This is a genomic window from Gordonia sp. SL306 (genome assembly GCF_026625785.1).
Classification (GTDB): Bacteria; Actinomycetota; Actinomycetes; order Mycobacteriales; family Mycobacteriaceae; genus Gordonia.
Genome location: NZ_CP113063.1, coordinates 3,293,277 through 3,312,417, shown reverse-complemented (window position 1 = coordinate 3,312,417; position 19,141 = coordinate 3,293,277). Strand labels below are relative to the sequence as shown.

Here is a 19,141-nt window from a genome sequence, read left to right as displayed (position 1 = left end):
GAACTGTTCCCGCATGACACCGGCCGGCCGCGTGATCGATCACGCGGCCGGCCGGGTCTGCGAGCGCTGTCCCGCCCAGCCCGACGGTACGAGTGCTCACGCCTGTTCGCTCAGGAGTACTGCGCCAACACCCGGCCGGCAGCCTGATCGCGAAGGGATTCTGGTCGCGCGCACCAGGCCTCGTTGGCGAGGGCCCGCCTCAGTAGCAGATGTGCGGGGTGCTCCCAGGTGAAGCCGATGCCGCCGTGCACCTGCACGCATGACTCGGTCACGCGGACCGCAGCACTCAGTGCATGCGCCGCAGCCAGCTGAGCCGACAGTTCCGCTTCCACGCTGTCGCCGTCGAGATCGGCGGCCGCGAGGACCTGGTTCCGTGCGCCCTCCGCTTCGACGAGCATGTCGGCGCAGCGATGAGACACCGCCTGGAACGATCCGATGGTCCGGCCGAACTGCTCCCGCTGTCCGGCCCAGTCGACGGCCATGGCGAGGGCACGATTGGCGACGCCCACCGAATCGGCAGCGATCGCCAGATGTGCGATCCGCTGTGCCTCTTCGATTCCGCGCCGGGCCTGTGGCCCGACCGCGACCACGTCGCCACGGACACCGTCGAGGGATACCGCACCGACCGACGACGTGAGATCGAGCGGATCCTGCCGGGTGACCACCGCATCCGCGGGCTCGACGGTCACCACGGCCGCGTCCCCGGTGTCGGCGCTGCGCGCCACGACCACGAGGATCTGGGCGTCGGTTACCCCGACGACGCGGTCCACGACACCGGTCAGCACTCCGTCGGTCACCGTGGGAGCCGTATCGTCCAGGCGCCATCCGGAGTCATCGACGGCCACGGCGACGGCGCAACGTGCTCCGGCGATCACCGGCACGGCCGCGGCCTCGGCGCCGGACGCGAGCAGCAAGGCGAGCGCGGCCACGGTGGGGACAAGCGGAACCGGGGCGAGTCGGTATGCCGCCTCCTCGATCGCCGCACACAGCAGCCGCGGCGAAGCGCCACCACCGCCGAGGGATTCGGGTGCGGCGAGTCCGGGCAGACCGAAATCGACGAGCGCATCCCAGAGTTCGGCGGTGTCCACACGGCCGTGGAGAATGCGGTCGGTGTCGACGCGGGAACGCACCACGCCTGCGACCGCCGAACGGACGGCGCGCTCATCGCTCTCCGGCGTCGCCAACGGGCGTCCCGGTTCCACCACCCGATCGCGACGTCCCTCACCGCGGTGCGATGACAGGCCGAGAACCGTCTCCGCGATGGTGTTCCGCTGGATCTCCGCGGTGCCGGCACCGATGGTCGAGGCCCGGGACATCAGGTACCCGTACGTCCATCGACCACCATCGACCGCGCCGGCAGACCGACTACCCAGGGCGGCGCCCGGCCCGGTCAACCGGAGTGCGAGGCGGTGCAGTCGCTGCTCGAACTCGGACTTGACGAGGCGATTGATCGAGGCGACACCACCGGGATCTTCCTGTCGTAGAACCGCACTCAGTGCTCGAGCGCTGTTGGTCGCGATCGTACGGACATCGGTTTCCAGGTCGGCGACTTGCTGCCGGACGAGGGGATCGTCGCGGCGCCCCTGCTCGACGGCCAGGCGCAGCACCTGATCGACGGTCTTGCGGTACCGGAACTCGTCGGCGAGGAACGCCGTCGCGCGTTCGTGCCCGAGAGAGGTCCGCATGATCGACCAGCCCTCCCCCTCCTCCCCCACCCGGTTCGTCATGGGCACCTCGACATCGTCGAAGAACACCTCCGCGAAATGGTGTCCGCCTGCCGCGTCCCGCAGCGGACGCACCTCGACGCCGGGCGAGTCCATGGCGATGAGGAGGTAGGTGATACCCGCGGTCCCGCGGCCGGGCGGCCCCGTCCGCACCAGGGCGAAGATCCAGTCGGCCCGGTCGGCCATCGTCGTCCAGATCTTCTGTCCGGTCACCCGATACACGTCGTCGTCGGCGACCGCACGGGTGGAGAGGGACGCGAGATCGCTTCCGGCCCCGGGCTCGGAGAATCCCTGGCACCAGAACTCGTCGGCGCGCAGCAGTGGTTCGAGGTAGCGGTCCCGTTGCTGCTGTGTGCCGTGGACGATCAGGGTCGGGGCGACGATGAACGACAGGCTGCAGGGATGTTTCGGGGCCCGCGCCGCCGAGGTCATCCGGTAGTAGTCGAGCTGATCGTCGAGGTCGAGTCCCATGCCGCCTGCCGACACCGGCCAGCCAGGCGCCGCGAGGCCGGCGTCCACCAGTTCGGATTGCCAGGCGACCGCGGCATCGAACCGGGCACGAGAGGTGCCCGGGCGTGGTCGCCGGGTGTAGTCGTCCAGCAGCGACGCCAGCCGCTCACGCCACGGTGCAGCAGTCTCGCCGACTCCGGTTCCACCGGTGAGCCGCGCACTATCGGTGGTCACGTCAGGAACCCTTCGCCGCCGACCGCCGCCGGCCGTATCGCTCGGTGATGTCGGAGCCCGTCGTACGGAACGACACAGCCGCCTCGGCCTCGAGCGCGAGGGCCTCGGTGACCGAAGCGCCCGCGCCGTCCTTCAGCAGACGCAGCATCCGTTGCACGGCACCGGGATGCCCGACCGCTATCGTGTGCGCGATCTCGAGCGTTCGGTCCAGCAGGCGATCGTGCGCCACGACCTCGTTGGCCAACCCGATCCGCAACGCCGTGTCGGCATCGATCGGTTCTCCGCTCAGGATGATCTGGATGGCAGCGGCCAGGCCGACCGTGCGGGGCAGCAGAGCGCTGCCACCCCACCCGTTGAGCAGTCCGATCTGTGCATGCGTGTCGGCGAAGGTGGCCTGTTCCGATGCGATGATGAACGAACAGTTGACAGCGAGCTCGAAACCTCCGGTGTAACAAGGCCCGTTGACGGCGGCGATGACCGGCTTGGAGATGGCGCGGAGCACCTGCGTCGGTGTCGGGCCCTCCGTCCGCGGCGACGGCCCCGAGAGCGCCTCCGGGAGGTCGACACCGGACGAGAACGAACTGCCCGCACCGCTGACGACCACCACGTGGACGTCGGGGTCGTCGTCGGCACGCCACAACTCCTTCTTGATCGCCCGGCGCATGTCACGGTTGATCGCATTCCGGCGTTCCGGACGATTCAGGGTCAAGACCGTCACCTGATCGACGCGCTCGACCAGCAGTGGCGGTGTCTCCGACACCTCAGGTGTGGTCTTCCCGGTCATCACTTCGGCCCTCGCGCGGTGACGAGTGATTCCCCTACGATCATCTTCCCCAGTCCCTCGATCACGCGCTCTGCTTCCTCCGCACTGCGTCGGACCACGTCGCCCGCGGTCGGAACATCGTGAATGAGCCCCTGTGCGAGACCGACCGTCCAGATACCCAGTTCCGGGTCTCCTTCGGCGAAGACGCGTCGCCCGCGGACGCCCGCGACCATGTCCTTGATGTCGCGGAACCGGCCGCCACGCTGCAGCACCTCGACGACCTCCTCGCTCACGGTGTTCTTGGCGACCCGCATGCTGTTCCGTAGCTGCCGCATGATGAGCCGGGTGTCGCGCTCGGTCGCCCCGACGATCAGTTCTTTGATGTTGTCGTGCACGGGACTCTCCTGGGTGCACATGAACCGCGTCCCCATGTTGATCCCGTCCGCACCGAGGGAGAGCGCCGCCGCGAGGCCACGGCCATCGGCGAAACCGCCCGAGGCGACGAACGGAATCGAGATGGCGTCCGCGGTCGCCGGGATGAGGACGAGCCCGGGGATGTCGTCCTCACCTGGGTGCCCGGCACATTCGAAGCCGTCGATGCTCACCGCGTCCGCGCCGATCCGTTCGGCCTTGAGTGCATGCGCCACACTCGTGCACTTGTGGATCACGGTGATCCCGTGTTCCTTGAGGTGTTCGATGTGTTCGGTGGGATCCGAACCTGCGGTCTCGACCACCCCGACACCCGACTCGATGATCACCCGGCGGTACTCGGCGAAGGGCGGTGGATTGATCGAGAGGGTGAGTGTGAGGTTGACACCGAAGGGTCTGTCGGTCAGAGATTTACAGCGCTCGATCTCCGCAGCCAGGTCATCCGGGGTCGGCTGGGTGAGCGCGGTGATGATTCCGAGGCCGCCGGCATTCGACACCGCGGCCGCCAGCGCGGCGCGGCCGACGAACATCATCCCGCCTTGCACGATCGGATGCTCGATGCCGAACAGCTCGGTCAAACGTGTTGTGAGCATTGACAACTCCTAGTACCCGAGCAGCTTCCGCCCTCGGGTGACGGTGGGTCGCGGCACTGCGGTGACTCACCGCGGCAACATATATAACATAGTTGTCTATGTGACCCCACGCAACCGGGTCGCCGTCGATCATCCGCCGGTTCGGCCGAGGCCCCGAAGAGAGCTGGGACGCTCCTCATGTCCCTCGGGACACTAACTTATATGACCTTGTCTCATCCCCGACCCGGAGGCACTCGGACTCGCCACACCCCCGAACGCGTGACCTGAACCTCGGCATAGCGCAGAAACACCGTCAACCCTCGGTCCCGCCTGCAGAGATAGTTCGATAAACCTGTTCCGCGTGGTCGGCCGATGTGCGATAGTACCGAAACATACATAGTTAGCTAGGTCATCTACCGGCGATACACATCCACATCCGACACCCGGTTGCCTGATCCATCCGCCGGCGGGACCGACTACCAAAGGAATACCGATGAATCCTCTGCGTGGCCTTCGTCCCGCCGGCGTGCTGGCGGCTTCCTTCGCGATCGCTGCCGCGACGGCACTGACCGCATGCGGCGGAGAGAGCAGCGATTCCACTGCCCAGTCCGATGTAGCGGCCCCGCCCGCATCATTCCCCGGCAAGGCGGCCACCGGTGGCGAGATCAAGATCGGACTGATCAACAACGAAGGTGGCCAGGCGATCTCGCAACCCGATAATCGCATGGCCGCCGAGGCGGCGGCTCAGTACGCGAACGAGCAGCTCGGTGGGATCGGCGGTCACAAGATCAACCTGGTGGAGTGCAAGAACGCCGAAGAACCCACGTCCGCACGCGACTGTGCGAACCGGATGGTCGAGGAGAAGGTGTCCGCGGTGGTGGTGACCACGACCGGTCAGGGTGACGTGCTGGTTCCCATCATCACCGGCGCCGGCATACCCTACGTGTCGGCCTCCGGCCAGAGCATGCAGGAACTGACCTCGAACAACGCGTTCCTGTGGACCGGTGGCTTCCCGTCGAGTCTGCAGGCGATGGCCGCACACGCCAAGAGCGAGAACATGAAGCACGTCACGGCCTACACCATCGACGTCCCGGCGGCGGTCAACGGGCTCAAGGCGATCGGCGCACCCGCCTTCAAGGCCAGTGGCGTCGATCTGAAGATCGTGACCATCCCGCCGGGAACCCCGGACGCCACGCCGCAGGTCAGCGCCGGCCTTGCGGACTCGCCCGAAGGAGTGGTCGTGGTCGGCGAGGGCACCCTCTGCACGGCAGCGCTGAAGTCGCTCGGCACGCTCGGCTTCTCGGGTGAGAAGATGGGCATCCAGGCATGCGCCACCCCGGATGTCGTCACCGCCGTCGGCTCGAACATCAACGGCACCAAGATCTTCACTGCCGCCCAGACCACCGGCGACAACCCCGAGGCCACCCTGTACCGCAGTGTCATTGCCAAGTATGCACCGGACACGGACATCTCGGGTTACGCCTACGTCGGGTACCAGGGTGTGCTGGGCCTGGTCCGCGCGACCCGATCTCTCGACGGCGCCGACACCTCCCCCGCCGCGGTCGCCGGTGCGATCCGAACCGCGAAAGACGTCGTGCTCCCGGCCGGCGATGGTCTCACCTTCACCTGCGACGGCACTGCCAGCCCGCAGATGAAAGCGGTGTGCGGCAAGGGATCTGTGGTGGCGACACTCCAGGACGGCAAGCTCGTCGATGCGCAGATCGTCGGCGGTCAGTAGCGCGAGGGTGACCAATCCGCCCACCGATCAAGAGGCAATGCGATGACACAAGACATCCAGTTCTTGTTCCTGGGCCTGGGCAACGGCGCCGTGTACGCGGCGCTGGCCCTCGCCCTGGTCATGACCTACCGCAGTTCCGGCGTGGTGAACTTTGCGACCGGGGCCGTCGCCCTCTACATCGCCTACACGTTCGCCTATCTCCGCAACGGTGAGCTCCTCATCCCGGTCCCCGGCTTCCCGAAGACGGTCGACTTGGGCGGAGAGCTGGATGTCCTCCCGGCGATGGTGATCTCGCTGGCCATCGCCGCGGCCCTCGGAGTCTTGTTGTACTTCGCCGTGTTCCGGCTGTTGCGAACGGCGCCCGCGACCGCCAAGGCCGTCGCCTCCATCGCTCTCATGCTCGCAATACAGGCGTTGCTCGCGGCGCGCGTCGGGACCACGCCGGTCTCCGTCGATCCGATCCTCCCGACCGGGATCGTCACCTTCGGCGACATCCGGGTCCCAGTCGACCGCCTGTGGTTCGCCGGTATCGTCGTCGCGCTCACGGTGCTGTTGATCCTCGCATTCCGGCTCACCCGCTTCGGGCTGGCTACCCGGGCAGCGGCCGAGACCGAGACCGGCGCACTCGTGACCGGCCTGTCGCCAGAGCGGATCGCCTACGCCAACTGGGCGCTGAGCACCATGATCGCCGGCCTGTCCGGCATCCTGATCGCTCCGATCGTGCCCCTCATCCCCGTGTCGTACACCTTGTTCATCGTGCCGGCGCTGGCCGCGGCCCTGGTGGGCAACTTCAGCGCGATCGGCCCGGCGGTTGCCGCCGGGCTCGGGATCGGTGTCCTGCAGTCGGAGATGACGCACCTGCAGTCGACGATCGACTGGATGCCACAATCCGGCATGGCCGAGTTGATCCCACTCGTGCTCATCCTCGTGTTCCTCGTGTTCCGCGGCAAGCCGCTGCCCAGTCGCGGCGCGATCATCCAGAACACGCTCGGCGCGGCTCCACGGCCGAGGAACTCACTCGTCATCGGTTCGATCTGGACGGTGATCGCCCTCGTGTTCCTGATGTTCACCCAGGGCAGCTATCGCGGTGCGATCATCATGACGTTCACCCTGGCCATCATCGCGCTCTCACAGGTGGTCGTCACGGGGTTCGCGGGGCAGATCTCGTTGGCGCAGTTGACGCTCGGCGGTGTCGGCGCGTTCATGCTGAGCAGATTCACGGGAGACATGGGCATTCCCTTCCCGTTCGCGCCGATCCTCGCGGCACTCGTCGCCACCGTCGTCGGAGTCGTCGTGGGCCTCCCCGCCCTGCGCATCCGCGGTTTGCCGGTTGCCGTCGTCACGCTGGGCCTCGCGGTGTTCCTGGAGGCATTCTGGTTCCGCAACAACACGTTCAACGGCGGCATCGACGGCGCGCACGTATCTGACCCGTCGCTGTTCGGTCTCGATCTCGGGATCGGCTCGGGTGACTCCTATCCGCGCATCGCCTTCGGCGTGGTCTGCCTCATCGTCCTCATCGTGACGGCACTGGCCGTGGTCCGGTTGCGCACCAGCAGGCTCGGCGCCTCGATGCTCGCGATCCGGGCGAATGAGCGGTCGGCCGCAGCCTCGGGGATCAACGTGTCACGAACCAAGTTGGTCGCGTTCGCGATCGGCGCGTTCATCGCGGGTATCGGCGGGTCGCTGATGGCCTATCAACAGACCATGGCCGTTCCGGAGGCCTTCACGGCCATCGGCGGGATCGCAATGTTCGCGGTCTGCTATCTGGCCGGTATCACCTGCGTCTCGGGGGCCATGCTCGCCGGCATCATGGGTGCCGGTGGCATCCTCTTCGTCTTCCTCGACCGGGTGGCGAACGTCGGCGAGTACTACTCGGTGATCACCGGAATCCTGCTCGTCATCACCGTGATCGCCAACCCGGAGGGCATCATCTCCGACGTCTACAAGCGCATCGGGCAACTCCGGACCCGGCTGGGCAGGTCGTCGGGTGCGACTGCGCTCGGAACCGACCTCGATGTGGAACTGACGGACGACGAGATCTACCGCGGCACAGCCCGTGAGGTCGGCGACGTCGTCCTGTCCACGCATGGCATCGGGGTCCGCTACGGCGGGATCACGGCCCTCGACGATGTGTCCTTCGATGTGCGCGCAGGCGAGATCATCGGCCTCATCGGACCCAACGGTGCGGGCAAGACGACGTTCATCGACGCGATCAGCGGGTTCGCCGACGCCGACGGCACGGTGTCGCTCGCCGGCCACTCGCTCGACGGACGACGCGCACACCAACGCAGTCGGGCGGGACTCGGCCGCACGTTCCAGGGCATCGACCTGTACGACGACTTGTCGGTCCGCGAGAACGTGTCGGTCGGTACCACCGCATCGCTGCACCGGGGCTCCGGCAATCCACCGCTCGACACCGGGCAGATGAACCACCTGTTCGAGGTCCTGCACCTCGACAAGGTGGCCGATCGTCCGGTCCGGGAACTCTCGCAGGGCCAGCGACAACTCGTCTCTGTGGCCCGTGCCCTGGCGGGCAGGCCGCAGGTGGTGCTACTCGACGAACCCGCGGCGGGGCTCGACACCACCGAGAGCGTCTGGCTGGGGCACCGACTGCGGGCGATCCGCGACGCCGGGACCACCATCGTCATGGTCGATCACGACATGGAGTTGGTCCTCGAGGTATGCGATCGGATCGTGGTGCTCGATCTGGGGAAGCGGATCGCGATCGGCACCCCGGACGAGGTGCGCAGCAACCCGGAGGTCACCCGCGCCTACCTCGGCGCGACGCACAGCGGCAAGGAGGTGACGGCATGACCACGGTTCTCCGATGCGACGGTCTCCAGGCCGGATACGCGAAAGGCCGTCCGTGCGTGCGCGATCTCGATCTGGAGGTCCAGCGGGGCGAGGTCCTCGCCCTGCTCGGCCCCAACGGGGCGGGGAAAACCACTGCGATGCTGACACTCGCCGGCCTGTTGCCCAGCCTCGGCGGCACGGTCGAGGTGGACGGGACCGTGGTGAAGGCGGGGCACGCACGGGCCGCGTCGCGCGCGGGACTCGTTCTCGTCCCCGACAACCGGGAGCTGTTCACCACGCTGACCGTCGAGGAGAACCTCCGGCTCGCCGTCCGTGCTCGACGCAGATGGACGGCCGAACGCGACGCGATCCTCGACTACTTCCCCGGCCTCCGCGATCGCCTGCGTGTCCAGGCCGGCGCGTTGTCCGGAGGCGAACAACAGATGCTGGCGATCGGTCGCGCATTGGCCCAACACCCCGGCGTCCTGCTGATCGACGAGCTGAGCATGGGACTCGCGCCCGTGATCGTCGAGCGTCTGCTGCCGGTGATGCGCCAGGTCGCCGACGACACCGGCACCGCGGTGATCCTCGTGGAACAGCATGTCCACCTTGCTCTCGAAGTCGCCGACACCGCACTGGTCCTCCGGCACGGGGTGAACGTCCTCCGGGGCGCCGCCCGAACGCTCGCCGCAACACCCGAACGCATCGAGCAGGCCTACCTGGGCGCCCAGGAGGACAAGGGAGGGAGTACAGATCCCAAGGTTCCCGCCGACTCAATTCAGTAGCGTCTCCGCGCTTCTGGAACCACCGAAGAAATTGCGAATCCGACCATTTCGCGAACGAAACCGATGAGCAGCTCCTGACGTACCACGAAATCGCGGCAAGTCGCCGCGACGCCGAAAGGGATCCCCATGAAATCCGCCCGCCGTCCGTACACCACGCGGATCGTCGCCGCGGCCGCAGTAGCGGTGCTGTTTGCCACTGTGACAGCGTGCAGCAGCGACGACGACTCAGACAGCAGTAGCAGCGGCGGCGACAGCAGCGCTGCCGTGCCCTCGGGCGCCTTCGCCGGAAAGGTGGCATCGGGTGCGCCGGTGCGCATCGGCCTCATCGCCAACGAGGGCGGCCAGGCGATGTCGCTGCCGGAGACCCGCGAGGCCGCCGAGGCGGCAACGAAATACGCCAACGAGAACCTCGGGGGGATCGCCGGCCGACCCATCGAACTGGTCATCTGCAAGGAGCAGGAGGACCCTGTGTCCGCCCGCAACTGCGCAAATCAGATGGTCGAGCAGAAGGTCCCGGCGGTGGTCGTCACCAACACCGGCCTGGGTAGCATCATTGCGCCGATCATCACCAAGGCGGGCATCTCGTACGTGACAGCCCTCGGTGGCAGCCAGGCGGAGATCACCAGCGACAACTCGTATGTCTGGACGGCCGGCTCCAACACGTCGCAGGCGATGGCGCGGTTCGCCAAGGAACAGGGCATGAAGTCGGTGGTGGCCTACAGCATCGACAGTCCGGCCGCGACCGGATCGTTGACGAGGATGGGCGGGCCCGCGTTCGAGGCCGCCGGCATCAAGTTCAAGCTGATCACCATCCCGTTCGGCACCGCCGACGCGACGCCCCAGGTGAGCGCAGGCCTCGACGCCGATCCGGACGGCGTACTGGTCTACGGCGAATCGACGGTCTGCACGTCGGTCCTGAAGGCACTGAACACCCTTGGTTCCAAGGCCATCCCGATCTCACCGCAGACGTGCGCGGCTCCCGAGGTCGTGCAGGCCGTCGGCGCCACGGGCGTAGAGAACCTCCGGGTCTTCAGCAGCGCCGACACGGTTTCCGACAATCCGGAGAGCGTCCTGTATCGGACGGTCATGGAGAAGTACTCTCCGGAGACCGCCACGCAGGGCTACGCCGTCACGGGTTACCAGGGCATGCTCGGATTGGTGCGGGCGACCGCGGGGCTGACCGGCGAGGTCGATCAGCAGACCATCGGCAACGCCATCAGGACGGCCAAGGACGTCGTACTGCCTGCCGGCGACGGCATCACGTTCACCTGTGACGGAACAGCGATTCCCGGCCTGAAGTCGCTGTGCGGCGACACGATGATCGTGCTCACGATGAAAGACGGCAAGCTCACCGATCCGACCAAGGTCAGCGTGGCGAAGCAGTGATGCCGACTGGTTGATCACGCATCCACAGCAGATCTGCGGCACCGGAGATGTCCTCCGGTGCCGCAGAACTTTTCGGTCCCGCGATGCCGGCGCGGCCGCCGGACGGACGGGTCAGCCCGGGTGGCGGCTCGCGAGATCGCGGCCGATGATCTCCTTCATGATCTCGGTGGTGCCACCGACGATGGTCTGAACACGGGCATCCGCGTAGGCGCGCGAGATCGGGTACTCGTCCATGTAGCCGTATCCGCCGTGCATCTGCAGACACCGGTCGATGACCCGGTTCTGCAATTCGGTGGTCCACCATTTCGCCTTGGCGCCCAGCGTGGCGTCGAACTCGCCTGCGTTGAGCGCCAGGATGCCCTGCTCGAGGAATGCTCGGGTGATCTCGACCTCGGTGGTCATCTCGGCGAGTGAGAATCTGGTGTTCTGGAAGTCAATGATCCGCGTACCGAATGCCTTGCGCTCGCTCGTGTACCGGACGGTCCAATCGAGCGCAGCCTCGGCGGCGGCCAGCGCCCGCCACGCGATCGAGAGGCGTTCGAGCGGGAGTTGCGCCGTGAGATGATGGAAGCCACGTCCCTCGGCGCCGACCAGGTTCTCGCCCGGCACGTGGACATCACTGAAGGAGATCTCGGCGGTGTCCTGGGCATGCAGGCCGAGCTTCCGCAATTTCCGACCGCGCTCGAAGCCCGGCGCGGTGGTCGGCACCAGGATCAGCGACAGCTGTGGTCGGCCGTCCTTCTCGCCGGTCCGCGCCGCGGTGAGGACCACATCCGATGAATATCCGCTCGTGATGAACGTCTTGGCGCCGTTGATGATCCAGTCGTCACCGCTGCGTACCGCCGTGGTCTTCATGCCGCGCAGATCGCTTCCGGCGGACGGCTCGGACATCGCGATCGACGCGACCACGTCGCCCTGTGCCATCCCGGGCAGCCAGTCGCGCTTCTGCCGGTCGGTCCCGAGCTCGTTGAGGTACGACCCGACGATGTCCTCGTTGATCGAGAAGCCCGACGCCAGGGAGGCGGCACCGACACGTGCCAGTTCTTCCTGGACGACACACCGGAACCGATAGTCCCCGGCACCACCGCCGCCATACTCCTCGGGCGTTCGCACGCCGAGGATTCCCAGAGCGCCGGCAGCCTTCCACACCTCGCGGCCGGTTTCGCGGTTCTCTTCCCATGCATCCAGATTCGGTGTCACGTCGCGGGCGACAAAGCTCTGGACGACCTGCCGGAAGGCCTCGTGATCATCGTCGTAGAAGCGTTGCGGCACGATTGTTCTCCTCGGTCGGTGTCATTGATGCGATACCACGACGGCCTGTGGTTCGTCGACGAGCTCGTAGAGGGTCGCGTTCGCCGTACCCCCGCCCTCGCAGATGGCCTGCAACCCGTATCGGATGTCGTTGTCCCGCATGTGGTTGATCAGCCGGGTGGTCAGGATCGCGCCCGAGGCACCGAGAGGGTGACCGACCGCGATCGCCCCGCCGAGGGGGTTGACCCGATCCGGATCCGCACCCAGCTCGATCTGCCAGGCCAACGGCACCGGCGCGAACGCCTCGTTGACCTCCACCGCACCGATATCGCGGATCGAGAGACCCGTGCGCGCCAACAGCTTCCGGGTCGCCGGGATCGGTCCCGTCAGCATCAGGACCGGGTCGTCGCCCACCACCGAACCCGCCACCAGCCGGACGATCGGACGCAGCCCCAGCTCGGCCGCCTTCTGTGAGGTCATGATCATCACGCCTGCCGCGCCGTCGGAGATCTGCGACGCGTTACCCGCGTGGATCACGCCGTCCTGCCGGAAGGAGGGTTTGAGGCCGGCGAGCTTCTCCGGTGTGGTGCCACGCCGCAGGCCCTCGTCGATGGAGAACACGCCGTCTGCGGTCTCCACCGGCACCACCTGGGTGTCGAATGCTCCCCGATCGATGGCGTCGGCGGTCAGTTGGTGTGAGCGGGTGGCGTACTCGTCGAGAGCCAGACGAGACAGACCCCACTTGTCGGCGATCATCTCGGCACCCTGGCCCTGGTTCAGTTCCTCGACACCGTAGCGATCGAAAACGGTTTGACCGTATGGGAAACCACTTTCCCGTGCGGCTCCGAGCGGCACCCGGGACATAGTCTCGACGCCACCTGCGATCGCGATCTCGTAAGCCCCGGCGATCACGGCATGGGCAGCGGACTCGATCGCTTGCTGACCGGACCCGCATGCCCGGTTGATCGTCACCGCCGGAACGGAATCCGGCCATCCCGCGGCGAGCACCGCGAATCTCCCGATATTGCTGGACTGGTCGCCCAGCTGAGTGACGCAGCCCCACATCACATCATCGATGGATCCGGCATCGATCCCGGTGCGCCGCACCAGTTCACGGAGTACGATAGCCGACAGGTCGGCCGCGTGGATTCCGGAGAGTGAGCCGTTCCGTTTGCCGATGGGCGTCCGGACCGCTTCGACGATCACGGCATCACGAGTCGCCATGTGGGCACCTCTCTCTGGTACGAGTGTCGGGTCCGGACCGTTGTCGGGATCAATGGGTTTCGATGGCACGCTCGGGGCAGGCCGCGACGGCTTCGCGGGCAACCGCCTCGTCTCCTTCCGGCACACTGATCTCTGCGTTCAGTGCGTAGCCGCCGTCATCGATCTCGAACAGTTCGGGCGATGTGGCGAAACAACGAGCATGGCCGGCACACTTGTCGAGGTCGATCGAGACTTTCATCGCACACTCCGTTTCAGGTATCGGGTATCTCGCTCTCGGACGAATCCGACGTGGACTCCGTCAGGTGACCGCACCAGCGATCTTCAGAGCGATGAGTTGGTCGTCGTCGAACCCGAGCTCGCGGAGAACATCGTCGGTGTGTTCGGCGAATCCTGGCGCGCGGGTGAGAGATACCGGCGAGTTGTCGAACTTCACGGGGTTGGCGACCAGCTTCTGTGCGTTGCCCTCGGAATCGACCATCTCGGCAATGCGCCCGTTGGCCGTCAAGGCCTCGTCGTTGCCGAGATCCCAGGAATCCTGCACCACGGCCCATTGCCCGCGAATGTTCTTCAGTGCGGCACGCCAGTGGTCGAGCGGTTGCGCACCGATGATCTCCGAGAAGATTTCCAGCGCTTCGGCATAGTGCTGGGTGATCAGTGCATCGGTCCCGAATCTCTCGTCATCGACGAGTTCGTCGTGACCGATCGCCTGGCAGAACTCGGGCCAATACCGTTTGGCCTGCAGCATGGACAGCTGAATCCACCGTCCATCGGAGGTGCGGTAGGCACCGGACAGCGGGTTGCCGGCACTCGCGGATCGCTTCTCCGCCGATGGTGCAGGCATCGCCTCGCCGCGCATCAGGGCCATGTTCACGGTGAATTGGGTGGCCCACGCACCCACCGCGAGCAACGAGACGTCGAGCTCCGACGGCTCCCCGGTCATCGCACGGCCGTACAGCGCTGCCGCGATACCTCCCGCGATGGTCATCCCGCCGATGTTGTCCCCGTACGCTCCCGCCGGCATGAAGCTGACGCGCTCCGCCTCGGCCGGGGTGGTTCCGAAGGCGCTGCCGCCGCGAGCCCAGAATGCGGTCGAGTCGTAGCCCCCCTTGTCCGCATCAGGCCCCTCCGAACCGAATCCGCTCCCTGACACGTAGATGATGTCGGGATTGATCGCCCGGATGTCCTCGAGGGTGATCCCGAGCTTGGCTCGTGCGGGGGGTAAGAAGTTCGTCAGGAAGACGTCACTGTTCTTGACGAGTTCTTCGAGTACCGGCCTGGACTCCGCCCGTTCGAGCGCCAAACCCACACTGCGTTTCCCACGGTTCGGGCCTTCCATGATGGGCGCGAACGACGAGCCGGCCAGGTCGTAGCCGAGCACTCGCACCAGCCCTCGCTGCGCATCGCCCTTTTCCGCGTGCTCGATCTTGACGATGTCCGCACCCCAGTCGGCCAGGACCGCCCCGGCCGCAGGAACAAAGGTGAACTGGGCCACCTCGAGAATGCGGACGCCTTCCATCGGGCGGTGCATGCTTACTCCTCACGATTCGTCCGGTGTGATCCATGGTGTAACGATCTGGGCGGTATCGGGCCTCGCCTCCCGGCGAGTGGGACTACGCAGGTCAGCCATGCTGATCGGGCCGACGTATCGACCTCAGGCGTCGAGCAGCAGTTCGAGGATCGTGGCGTTCGCCTGACCGCCCCCCTCGCACATCGTCTGCAGTCCGTACCGGATGCGGTTGCGCCGCATATGCGTGATGAGGTCCGTCAGGATCCGGGCGCCCGAACCTCCCAGCGGATGGCCGAACGCGATGGCGCCGCCATTCGGGTTGAGGATGTCGTCGTCCACCCCGGTCTCGCGCTGCCATGCCAGCGGAACCGTGGCGAAGGCCTCGTTGACCTCGAAGACCCCGATGTCGGAAAGATCCAGCCGTGCCTTGGCGAGTGCCTTCTCCGTCGCGGGGATCGGTCCGGTCAGCATGATCACGGGATCGGCACCTGTCACCACAGCCGTGTGCACTCGCGCCAACGGGGTGAGTGAGTGGCGCCGTGCAGCCTCCTCACTCATCACCAGCAGGGCCGCGGAACCATCGGAGACCTGGGATGCGTTGCCAGCATGGATGACACCGTCCTCGGCGAACACGGGCTTGAGTTTCGCCAAGGTCTCGACCGAGGTTCCGCGGCGGATTCCCTCATCCTTCGACACGACGCCATCCTCCGTCGCCACCGGGATGATCTGCTCGTCGAGCCATCCCGCATCCTGGGCGGCCGCGGCCCGCTCGTGTGAACGGGCGGCATAGCTGTCGACATCTGTTCGCGACAGACCCCACTTCTGGGCGATCATCTCAGCGCCGATCCCCTGGTTCGGTACGACGCCGTCGTACCGGTCGCGGTACCGCTGAGTGAACGGGCTCTCCCCCACCGAAGTCGATGAACCCATCGGGACGCGCGACATCGACTCCACACCCCCTGCGACCACCACGTCGTAGTGTCCCGCCTCGACACTCGCGACCGCGAAGTTCAGTGCCTGCTGCGATGATCCGCATTGCCGGTCGACTGTCACACCAGGGATGGACTCCGGCCAGCCGGCTGTGAGCACCGCGGTTCGGGCGATGTCGATCGCCTGTTCCGAGACCTGTTGGACGCAGCCCCAGATCACGTCGTCGACGATCTCCGGATCGATCCCGCTCCGTTCCACGAGTCCGGCGAGAACGGTCGCGGAGAGGTCGGCCGGATGAATCCCGGACAGACAACCCTTCTTGCGACCCACCGGCGTGCGAACGGCTTCGACGATCACTGCAGACATCGGAATCTCCTGACGGACTGGCTGACCCGTTCCACGGGTCGCGCGGTGTGATGCGACCGGACTCAGGCGCTGGACGCCTCGAGTTCGGCGACGAGTTCGAGCAGACGACGACGGTCGACCTTGAGAGAGACACTGCGAGGCAGGGATTCGACCGCATGGATGGCCACCGGGACCTCATACCCGGTGAGATGGCCACGCAGGAACTCCTTCAGCTCCGCCTCGTCGACCACCCGGGTACCGTCCACCAGTTCGACGACCGCCACCGGAACCTGCCCCAGCCGGTCGTCGTCCTTGCCGTAGACGGTGGCGTCGAGGATCGCACTGTGCCCACGCAGTGCGTTGGCCACGACCTCGGGTTGCACCTTGAACCCGCCTCGGACGATGGCGTCGTCGGCGCGACCGTCGATGTAGAGGAATCCGTCGTCGTCGATGTGGGCGAGGTCGCTCGTGTGAACCCACTCATCGGAGCCCGATCCGGTCTGACCCGAGCACACCTCGAGGGCTCCTGTCACCCCTTGCGGGAGGACAGCTTTCTGGTCGTCGACCACACGCAGCTGTACACCGGGGAATGCTCGACCGACGCTTCCCCGCTTCTTCGCCCACCATTGCGCATGCATCGGTTTCGTCCAGCCGGCAACCGCGCCCGAGAACTCCGTCGCCCCATAGACGATGAGGACCGGGATGTCATAGCGCCCGATGAACTCGTCGGCCAGATCAGGGCTCACGAACGTGGTGCCTGCGGTGACCGCTCGCAGACTCTCGAGCTTCTCACCGGGGATGTCCGCGTTGAGGAGCGATCGCATCGCGGCGGGCGGGAGGCTCGCGATCCTCGGCTTGTGCTCCTCGATGGCACCGACCCACCCTGCCACGGTGAATCTCGGCAACAACACGAACGGGCGTGCCTCGGTCAGCGCTTGGAGCACGCCCCACATGCCGCCGATGTGCACGATCGCCAGGGTGACCAGCGCGACACGGCCCGTCAACGGTTGGCGCGTCGACGGTTGGCGCGTCGACGACGAGGTACCGACGTGACCATGCACGGCGGACATCGCCGCGTCCAGCTGACGCCAGGTCAGCGGGATCCGCTTGGGCGGACCGGTCGTTCCCGAGGTGAACATCTCGATCGCCACCGTTGCCGACGGCTTCGCGTCGTCCTCCACACTCACGCTCCCCGTCGCCCGCCGCGTGAGCCCAGTGTCGATGGCGAAGCCGTCGACGGCGAGGTCGGCGGCAACAGCGCTGAACTCAACGGAGTCCCAGAGTTTCGCAGGCGCCAGGACGACACGCGGCCGGGACTGGTGCAGATCCGCGGTGAGGCGTCCGATCGGCTGCATAGGATTCAGCGTCGTGATCGTGCGGCCGGTACTCAAGAGCGCCACCAGTGCCGCGATCGACTCCATACGGTTTCCGAGGACCACGCCGATCCGAGATCCCCCGCAGGCGCCGATACCGGTCAGCTCGCGGTCGATCTTCTCGGCGAGGGCGCGGACCTCACCCCACGTATACCACCGTCCGTCTTGCTGGATCATTCGGGCATCGTCTGGGGCGGACCACAATTCGCGGAGTGCTTGTCTGATACCCGTCATGACGCCTCCGTTCCGCGCGAATCCTGTTCGCGCGCCAGAACCCAGTGATCTCCGAGCGGTGACACCGCCCCTCCGCCAGCGCACTCCCGATTCGGGATGGCCAGGTCTATGCACCAAAGGTATATGACATAGTTAACTATGACAACCCTGTGAGAGGCCGTCGACCGAGATCGAGACAGCATCCGGGACGACGATCAGCGAGGGAGACCCAATCCACGCTCGGCGATCATGTTCCGCATGATCTCCGAGCTGCCTCCGGCGATGGTGTACGCACGCGCATAGAGGAATTCGTCCTGCCATCGCCCGTGATCGACAGCCGACTCGTCACCGGACACCAGAATTCCGTCCTCGCCACAGAGTTCCAGCGCACAGGAGGCGATCTCCACCCCGAGCTCGCTGAACATCAGCTTCGTCATCGGAGCATCGCCCGCACGGACTTCGCCCCGCGAGACCCGGGAGAGAGCCGCATAGACCAGTGCCGACAACGCATCAACCGACGCGGACAGGGCACCCAGACGTTGCCGCACCGACTCGTCCTCGATCGCCGGACGGCCGTGGCGCTCCACCTTCCCGGCGAGTTCGATCAGCGCGGATATGTTGCGTTGCAGCCGGACCGCGTTGTTCGCCACTCCCGACCGCTCGTGCCCGAGACTCGAGTTCGCGATCCGCCAGCCCTGGTCCATCTCGCCGATCAGTGCCCCCTGGTCCACCTCAACCTCGTCGAGGAACACCTCGTTGAAGTCGGCGGTTCCGGTCATCTCGCGCAGCGGCCGGACATCGATACCCGGCAGGGTCATGTCGATGATGAAGGCGCTGATGCCCTTGTGTTTGGGGGCTTCTGGATTCGTTCGCGCCAGGAGGTAACCGTAGTCGGCCCACTGCCCGTTGGTAGTCCAGACTTTCTGCCCGGTGATCCGGAATCCACCGCCGTCGAGCCTCGTGGCCCGGGTGCGCAACGACGCCAGATCGCTCCCCGACCCGGGCTCGCTGAAGAGCTGGCAGAAGATGTGTTCACCCGTTCGGATTCCGCCGAGGTACGCCTTCTTCTGTTCGTCGGTGCCGTGGTCGATCAGCGCATGGGCGACCAGATTCGCCGCGCCCTGGATGGGGGCAGGCGCCCGCTGGCGCGCGATCTCCTCGCCGACCACCACGTCGCGCTCGAGTTGGTGGTCGGGGCCGTTGCCCCCGTACTCGCGGGGCCATGATCCCCCGATGTAGCCGGCCTCGAACAGCTTGCCGGTCCATTCTTTCAGGAGCGCGAGTTCATCCCGGTCTTCTGCGACGCGGACTCCGGCCTTGGGCGGGATCGCCGGCGCGTGACGCTCGACGAAGTCGCGCACCTCGGCGCGGAAATCGTTCAATTCAGCTGTCACTCCGTACTTCACGATCGTCCACCCTTCCGC

Annotated in this window: 15 protein-coding genes; 4 read left to right on the top strand and 11 right to left on the bottom strand. The window is 66.4% G+C overall.

Features of this window, described 5'->3' with window-relative positions:
• Positions 1-110: 110 nt before the first annotated feature.
• From OVA31_RS15120 to OVA31_RS15110, 3 genes are read right to left on the bottom strand one after another with little or no spacing between them, the layout of a single operon-like run.
• Positions 111-2,408, bottom strand: a complete 2,298-nt coding sequence (locus OVA31_RS15120) for an acyl-CoA dehydrogenase family protein (protein WP_267627437.1) — start codon at positions 2,406-2,408, stop codon at positions 111-113.
• Position 2,409: 1 nt separating this feature from the next.
• Positions 2,410-3,192 (bottom strand): enoyl-CoA hydratase-related protein, encoded by a 783-nt coding sequence (locus OVA31_RS15115; RefSeq protein WP_267627436.1) that lies wholly within the window; start codon positions 3,190-3,192, stop codon positions 2,410-2,412.
• Positions 3,192-4,193, bottom strand: a complete 1,002-nt coding sequence (locus tag OVA31_RS15110) for a nitronate monooxygenase family protein (RefSeq protein WP_324290112.1) — start codon at positions 4,191-4,193, stop codon at positions 3,192-3,194. Before OVA31_RS15110 ends, OVA31_RS15115 begins: the two co-directional genes overlap by 1 nt.
• Before the next feature lie 472 nt (positions 4,194-4,665).
• On the opposite strand from OVA31_RS15110, the gene OVA31_RS15105 reads away from it, so the two are divergent.
• Genes OVA31_RS15105 through OVA31_RS15095 form a run of 3 tightly spaced genes read left to right on the top strand, consistent with a single transcriptional unit; the run spans position 4,666 to position 9,488 of the window.
• Entirely contained in the window at positions 4,666-5,910 is a 1,245-nt protein-coding gene (locus OVA31_RS15105; RefSeq protein ID WP_267627434.1) for an ABC transporter substrate-binding protein, read from the top strand.
• Positions 5,911-5,952: 42 nt separating this feature from the next.
• On the top strand, positions 5,953-8,724 hold the full coding sequence (locus OVA31_RS15100) for a branched-chain amino acid ABC transporter permease/ATP-binding protein (RefSeq protein ID WP_267627433.1): 2,772 nt from the start codon (positions 5,953-5,955) through the stop codon (positions 8,722-8,724).
• On the top strand, positions 8,721-9,488 hold the full coding sequence (locus tag OVA31_RS15095) for an ABC transporter ATP-binding protein (RefSeq protein WP_267627432.1): 768 nt from the start codon (positions 8,721-8,723) through the stop codon (positions 9,486-9,488). Before OVA31_RS15100 ends, OVA31_RS15095 begins: the two co-directional genes overlap by 4 nt.
• On the opposite strand, the gene OVA31_RS15090 is transcribed toward OVA31_RS15095, so the two are convergent.
• Positions 9,482-9,805 carry a hypothetical protein gene (locus tag OVA31_RS15090; protein ID WP_267627431.1) on the bottom strand — a complete coding sequence of 108 codons (324 nt, stop codon included), beginning with the start codon at positions 9,803-9,805 and terminating at the stop codon, positions 9,482-9,484. The genes OVA31_RS15095 and OVA31_RS15090 overlap by 7 nt on opposite strands.
• Between OVA31_RS15090 and OVA31_RS15085 the strand changes: the two genes are divergently transcribed.
• Entirely contained in the window at positions 9,798-10,874 is a 1,077-nt protein-coding gene (locus tag OVA31_RS15085) for an ABC transporter substrate-binding protein (RefSeq protein ID WP_267627430.1), read from the top strand. The two genes, OVA31_RS15090 and OVA31_RS15085, sit on opposite strands and share 8 nt — an antisense overlap.
• Positions 10,875-10,985: 111 nt before the next feature.
• On the opposite strand, the gene OVA31_RS15080 is transcribed toward OVA31_RS15085, so the two are convergent.
• The 7 genes from OVA31_RS15080 to OVA31_RS15050 all read right to left on the bottom strand — a co-directional run bounded on the left by OVA31_RS15080 (position 10,986) and on the right by OVA31_RS15050 (position 19,123).
• Positions 10,986-12,146 carry an acyl-CoA dehydrogenase family protein gene (locus tag OVA31_RS15080; RefSeq protein WP_267627429.1) on the bottom strand — a complete coding sequence of 387 codons (1,161 nt, stop codon included), beginning with the start codon at positions 12,144-12,146 and terminating at the stop codon, positions 10,986-10,988.
• 21 nt (positions 12,147-12,167) lie between these two features.
• Positions 12,168-13,349, bottom strand: a complete 1,182-nt coding sequence (locus tag OVA31_RS15075) for a thiolase family protein (protein ID WP_267627428.1) — start codon at positions 13,347-13,349, stop codon at positions 12,168-12,170.
• A gap of 49 nt (positions 13,350-13,398) precedes the next feature.
• Positions 13,399-13,587: a ferredoxin gene (locus tag OVA31_RS15070; protein ID WP_267627427.1), complete on the bottom strand. Its 189-nt coding sequence runs from the start codon at positions 13,585-13,587 to the stop codon at positions 13,399-13,401.
• A 60-nt stretch (positions 13,588-13,647) separates the two neighbouring features.
• Positions 13,648-14,877, bottom strand: a complete 1,230-nt coding sequence (locus OVA31_RS15065) for a CaiB/BaiF CoA transferase family protein (RefSeq protein WP_267627426.1) — start codon at positions 14,875-14,877, stop codon at positions 13,648-13,650.
• Between the two features lie 123 nt (positions 14,878-15,000).
• On the bottom strand, positions 15,001-16,152 hold the full coding sequence (locus OVA31_RS15060; protein ID WP_267627425.1) for a thiolase family protein: 1,152 nt from the start codon (positions 16,150-16,152) through the stop codon (positions 15,001-15,003).
• Between the two features lie 62 nt (positions 16,153-16,214).
• Positions 16,215-17,738 (bottom strand): class I adenylate-forming enzyme family protein, encoded by a 1,524-nt coding sequence (locus tag OVA31_RS15055; RefSeq protein WP_267627424.1) that lies wholly within the window; start codon positions 17,736-17,738, stop codon positions 16,215-16,217.
• Between the two features lie 194 nt (positions 17,739-17,932).
• Positions 17,933-19,123, bottom strand: a complete 1,191-nt coding sequence (locus OVA31_RS15050; protein ID WP_267627423.1) for an acyl-CoA dehydrogenase family protein — start codon at positions 19,121-19,123, stop codon at positions 17,933-17,935.
• Between the last annotated feature and the right edge of the window lie 18 nt (positions 19,124-19,141).

Excerpts from the sequence above, each read along its gene's own strand:
- OVA31_RS15115 (WP_267627436.1), bottom strand. The coding sequence starts at position 3,192 with ATGACCGGGAAGACCACACCTGAGGTGTCGGAGACACCGCCACTGCTG.
- OVA31_RS15110 (WP_324290112.1), bottom strand. The coding sequence starts at position 4,193 with ATGCTCACAACACGTTTGACCGAGCTGTTCGGCATCGAGCATCCGATC.
- OVA31_RS15105 (WP_267627434.1), top strand. The coding sequence starts at position 4,666 with ATGAATCCTCTGCGTGGCCTTCGTCCCGCCGGCGTGCTGGCGGCTTCC.
- OVA31_RS15100 (WP_267627433.1), top strand. The coding sequence starts at position 5,953 with ATGACACAAGACATCCAGTTCTTGTTCCTGGGCCTGGGCAACGGCGCC.
- OVA31_RS15095 (WP_267627432.1), top strand. The coding sequence starts at position 8,721 with ATGACCACGGTTCTCCGATGCGACGGTCTCCAGGCCGGATACGCGAAA.
- OVA31_RS15090 (WP_267627431.1), bottom strand. The coding sequence starts at position 9,805 with ATGCGCACCGGCGCACCCGATGCCACCTTTCCGGCGAAGGCGCCCGAG.
- OVA31_RS15075 (WP_267627428.1), bottom strand. The coding sequence starts at position 13,349 with ATGGCGACTCGTGATGCCGTGATCGTCGAAGCGGTCCGGACGCCCATC.
- OVA31_RS15070 (WP_267627427.1), bottom strand. The coding sequence starts at position 13,587 with ATGAAAGTCTCGATCGACCTCGACAAGTGTGCCGGCCATGCTCGTTGT.
- OVA31_RS15065 (WP_267627426.1), bottom strand. The coding sequence starts at position 14,877 with ATGCACCGCCCGATGGAAGGCGTCCGCATTCTCGAGGTGGCCCAGTTC.
- OVA31_RS15060 (WP_267627425.1), bottom strand. The coding sequence starts at position 16,152 with ATGTCTGCAGTGATCGTCGAAGCCGTTCGCACGCCGGTGGGTCGCAAG.
- OVA31_RS15055 (WP_267627424.1), bottom strand. The coding sequence starts at position 17,738 with ATGACGGGTATCAGACAAGCACTCCGCGAATTGTGGTCCGCCCCAGAC.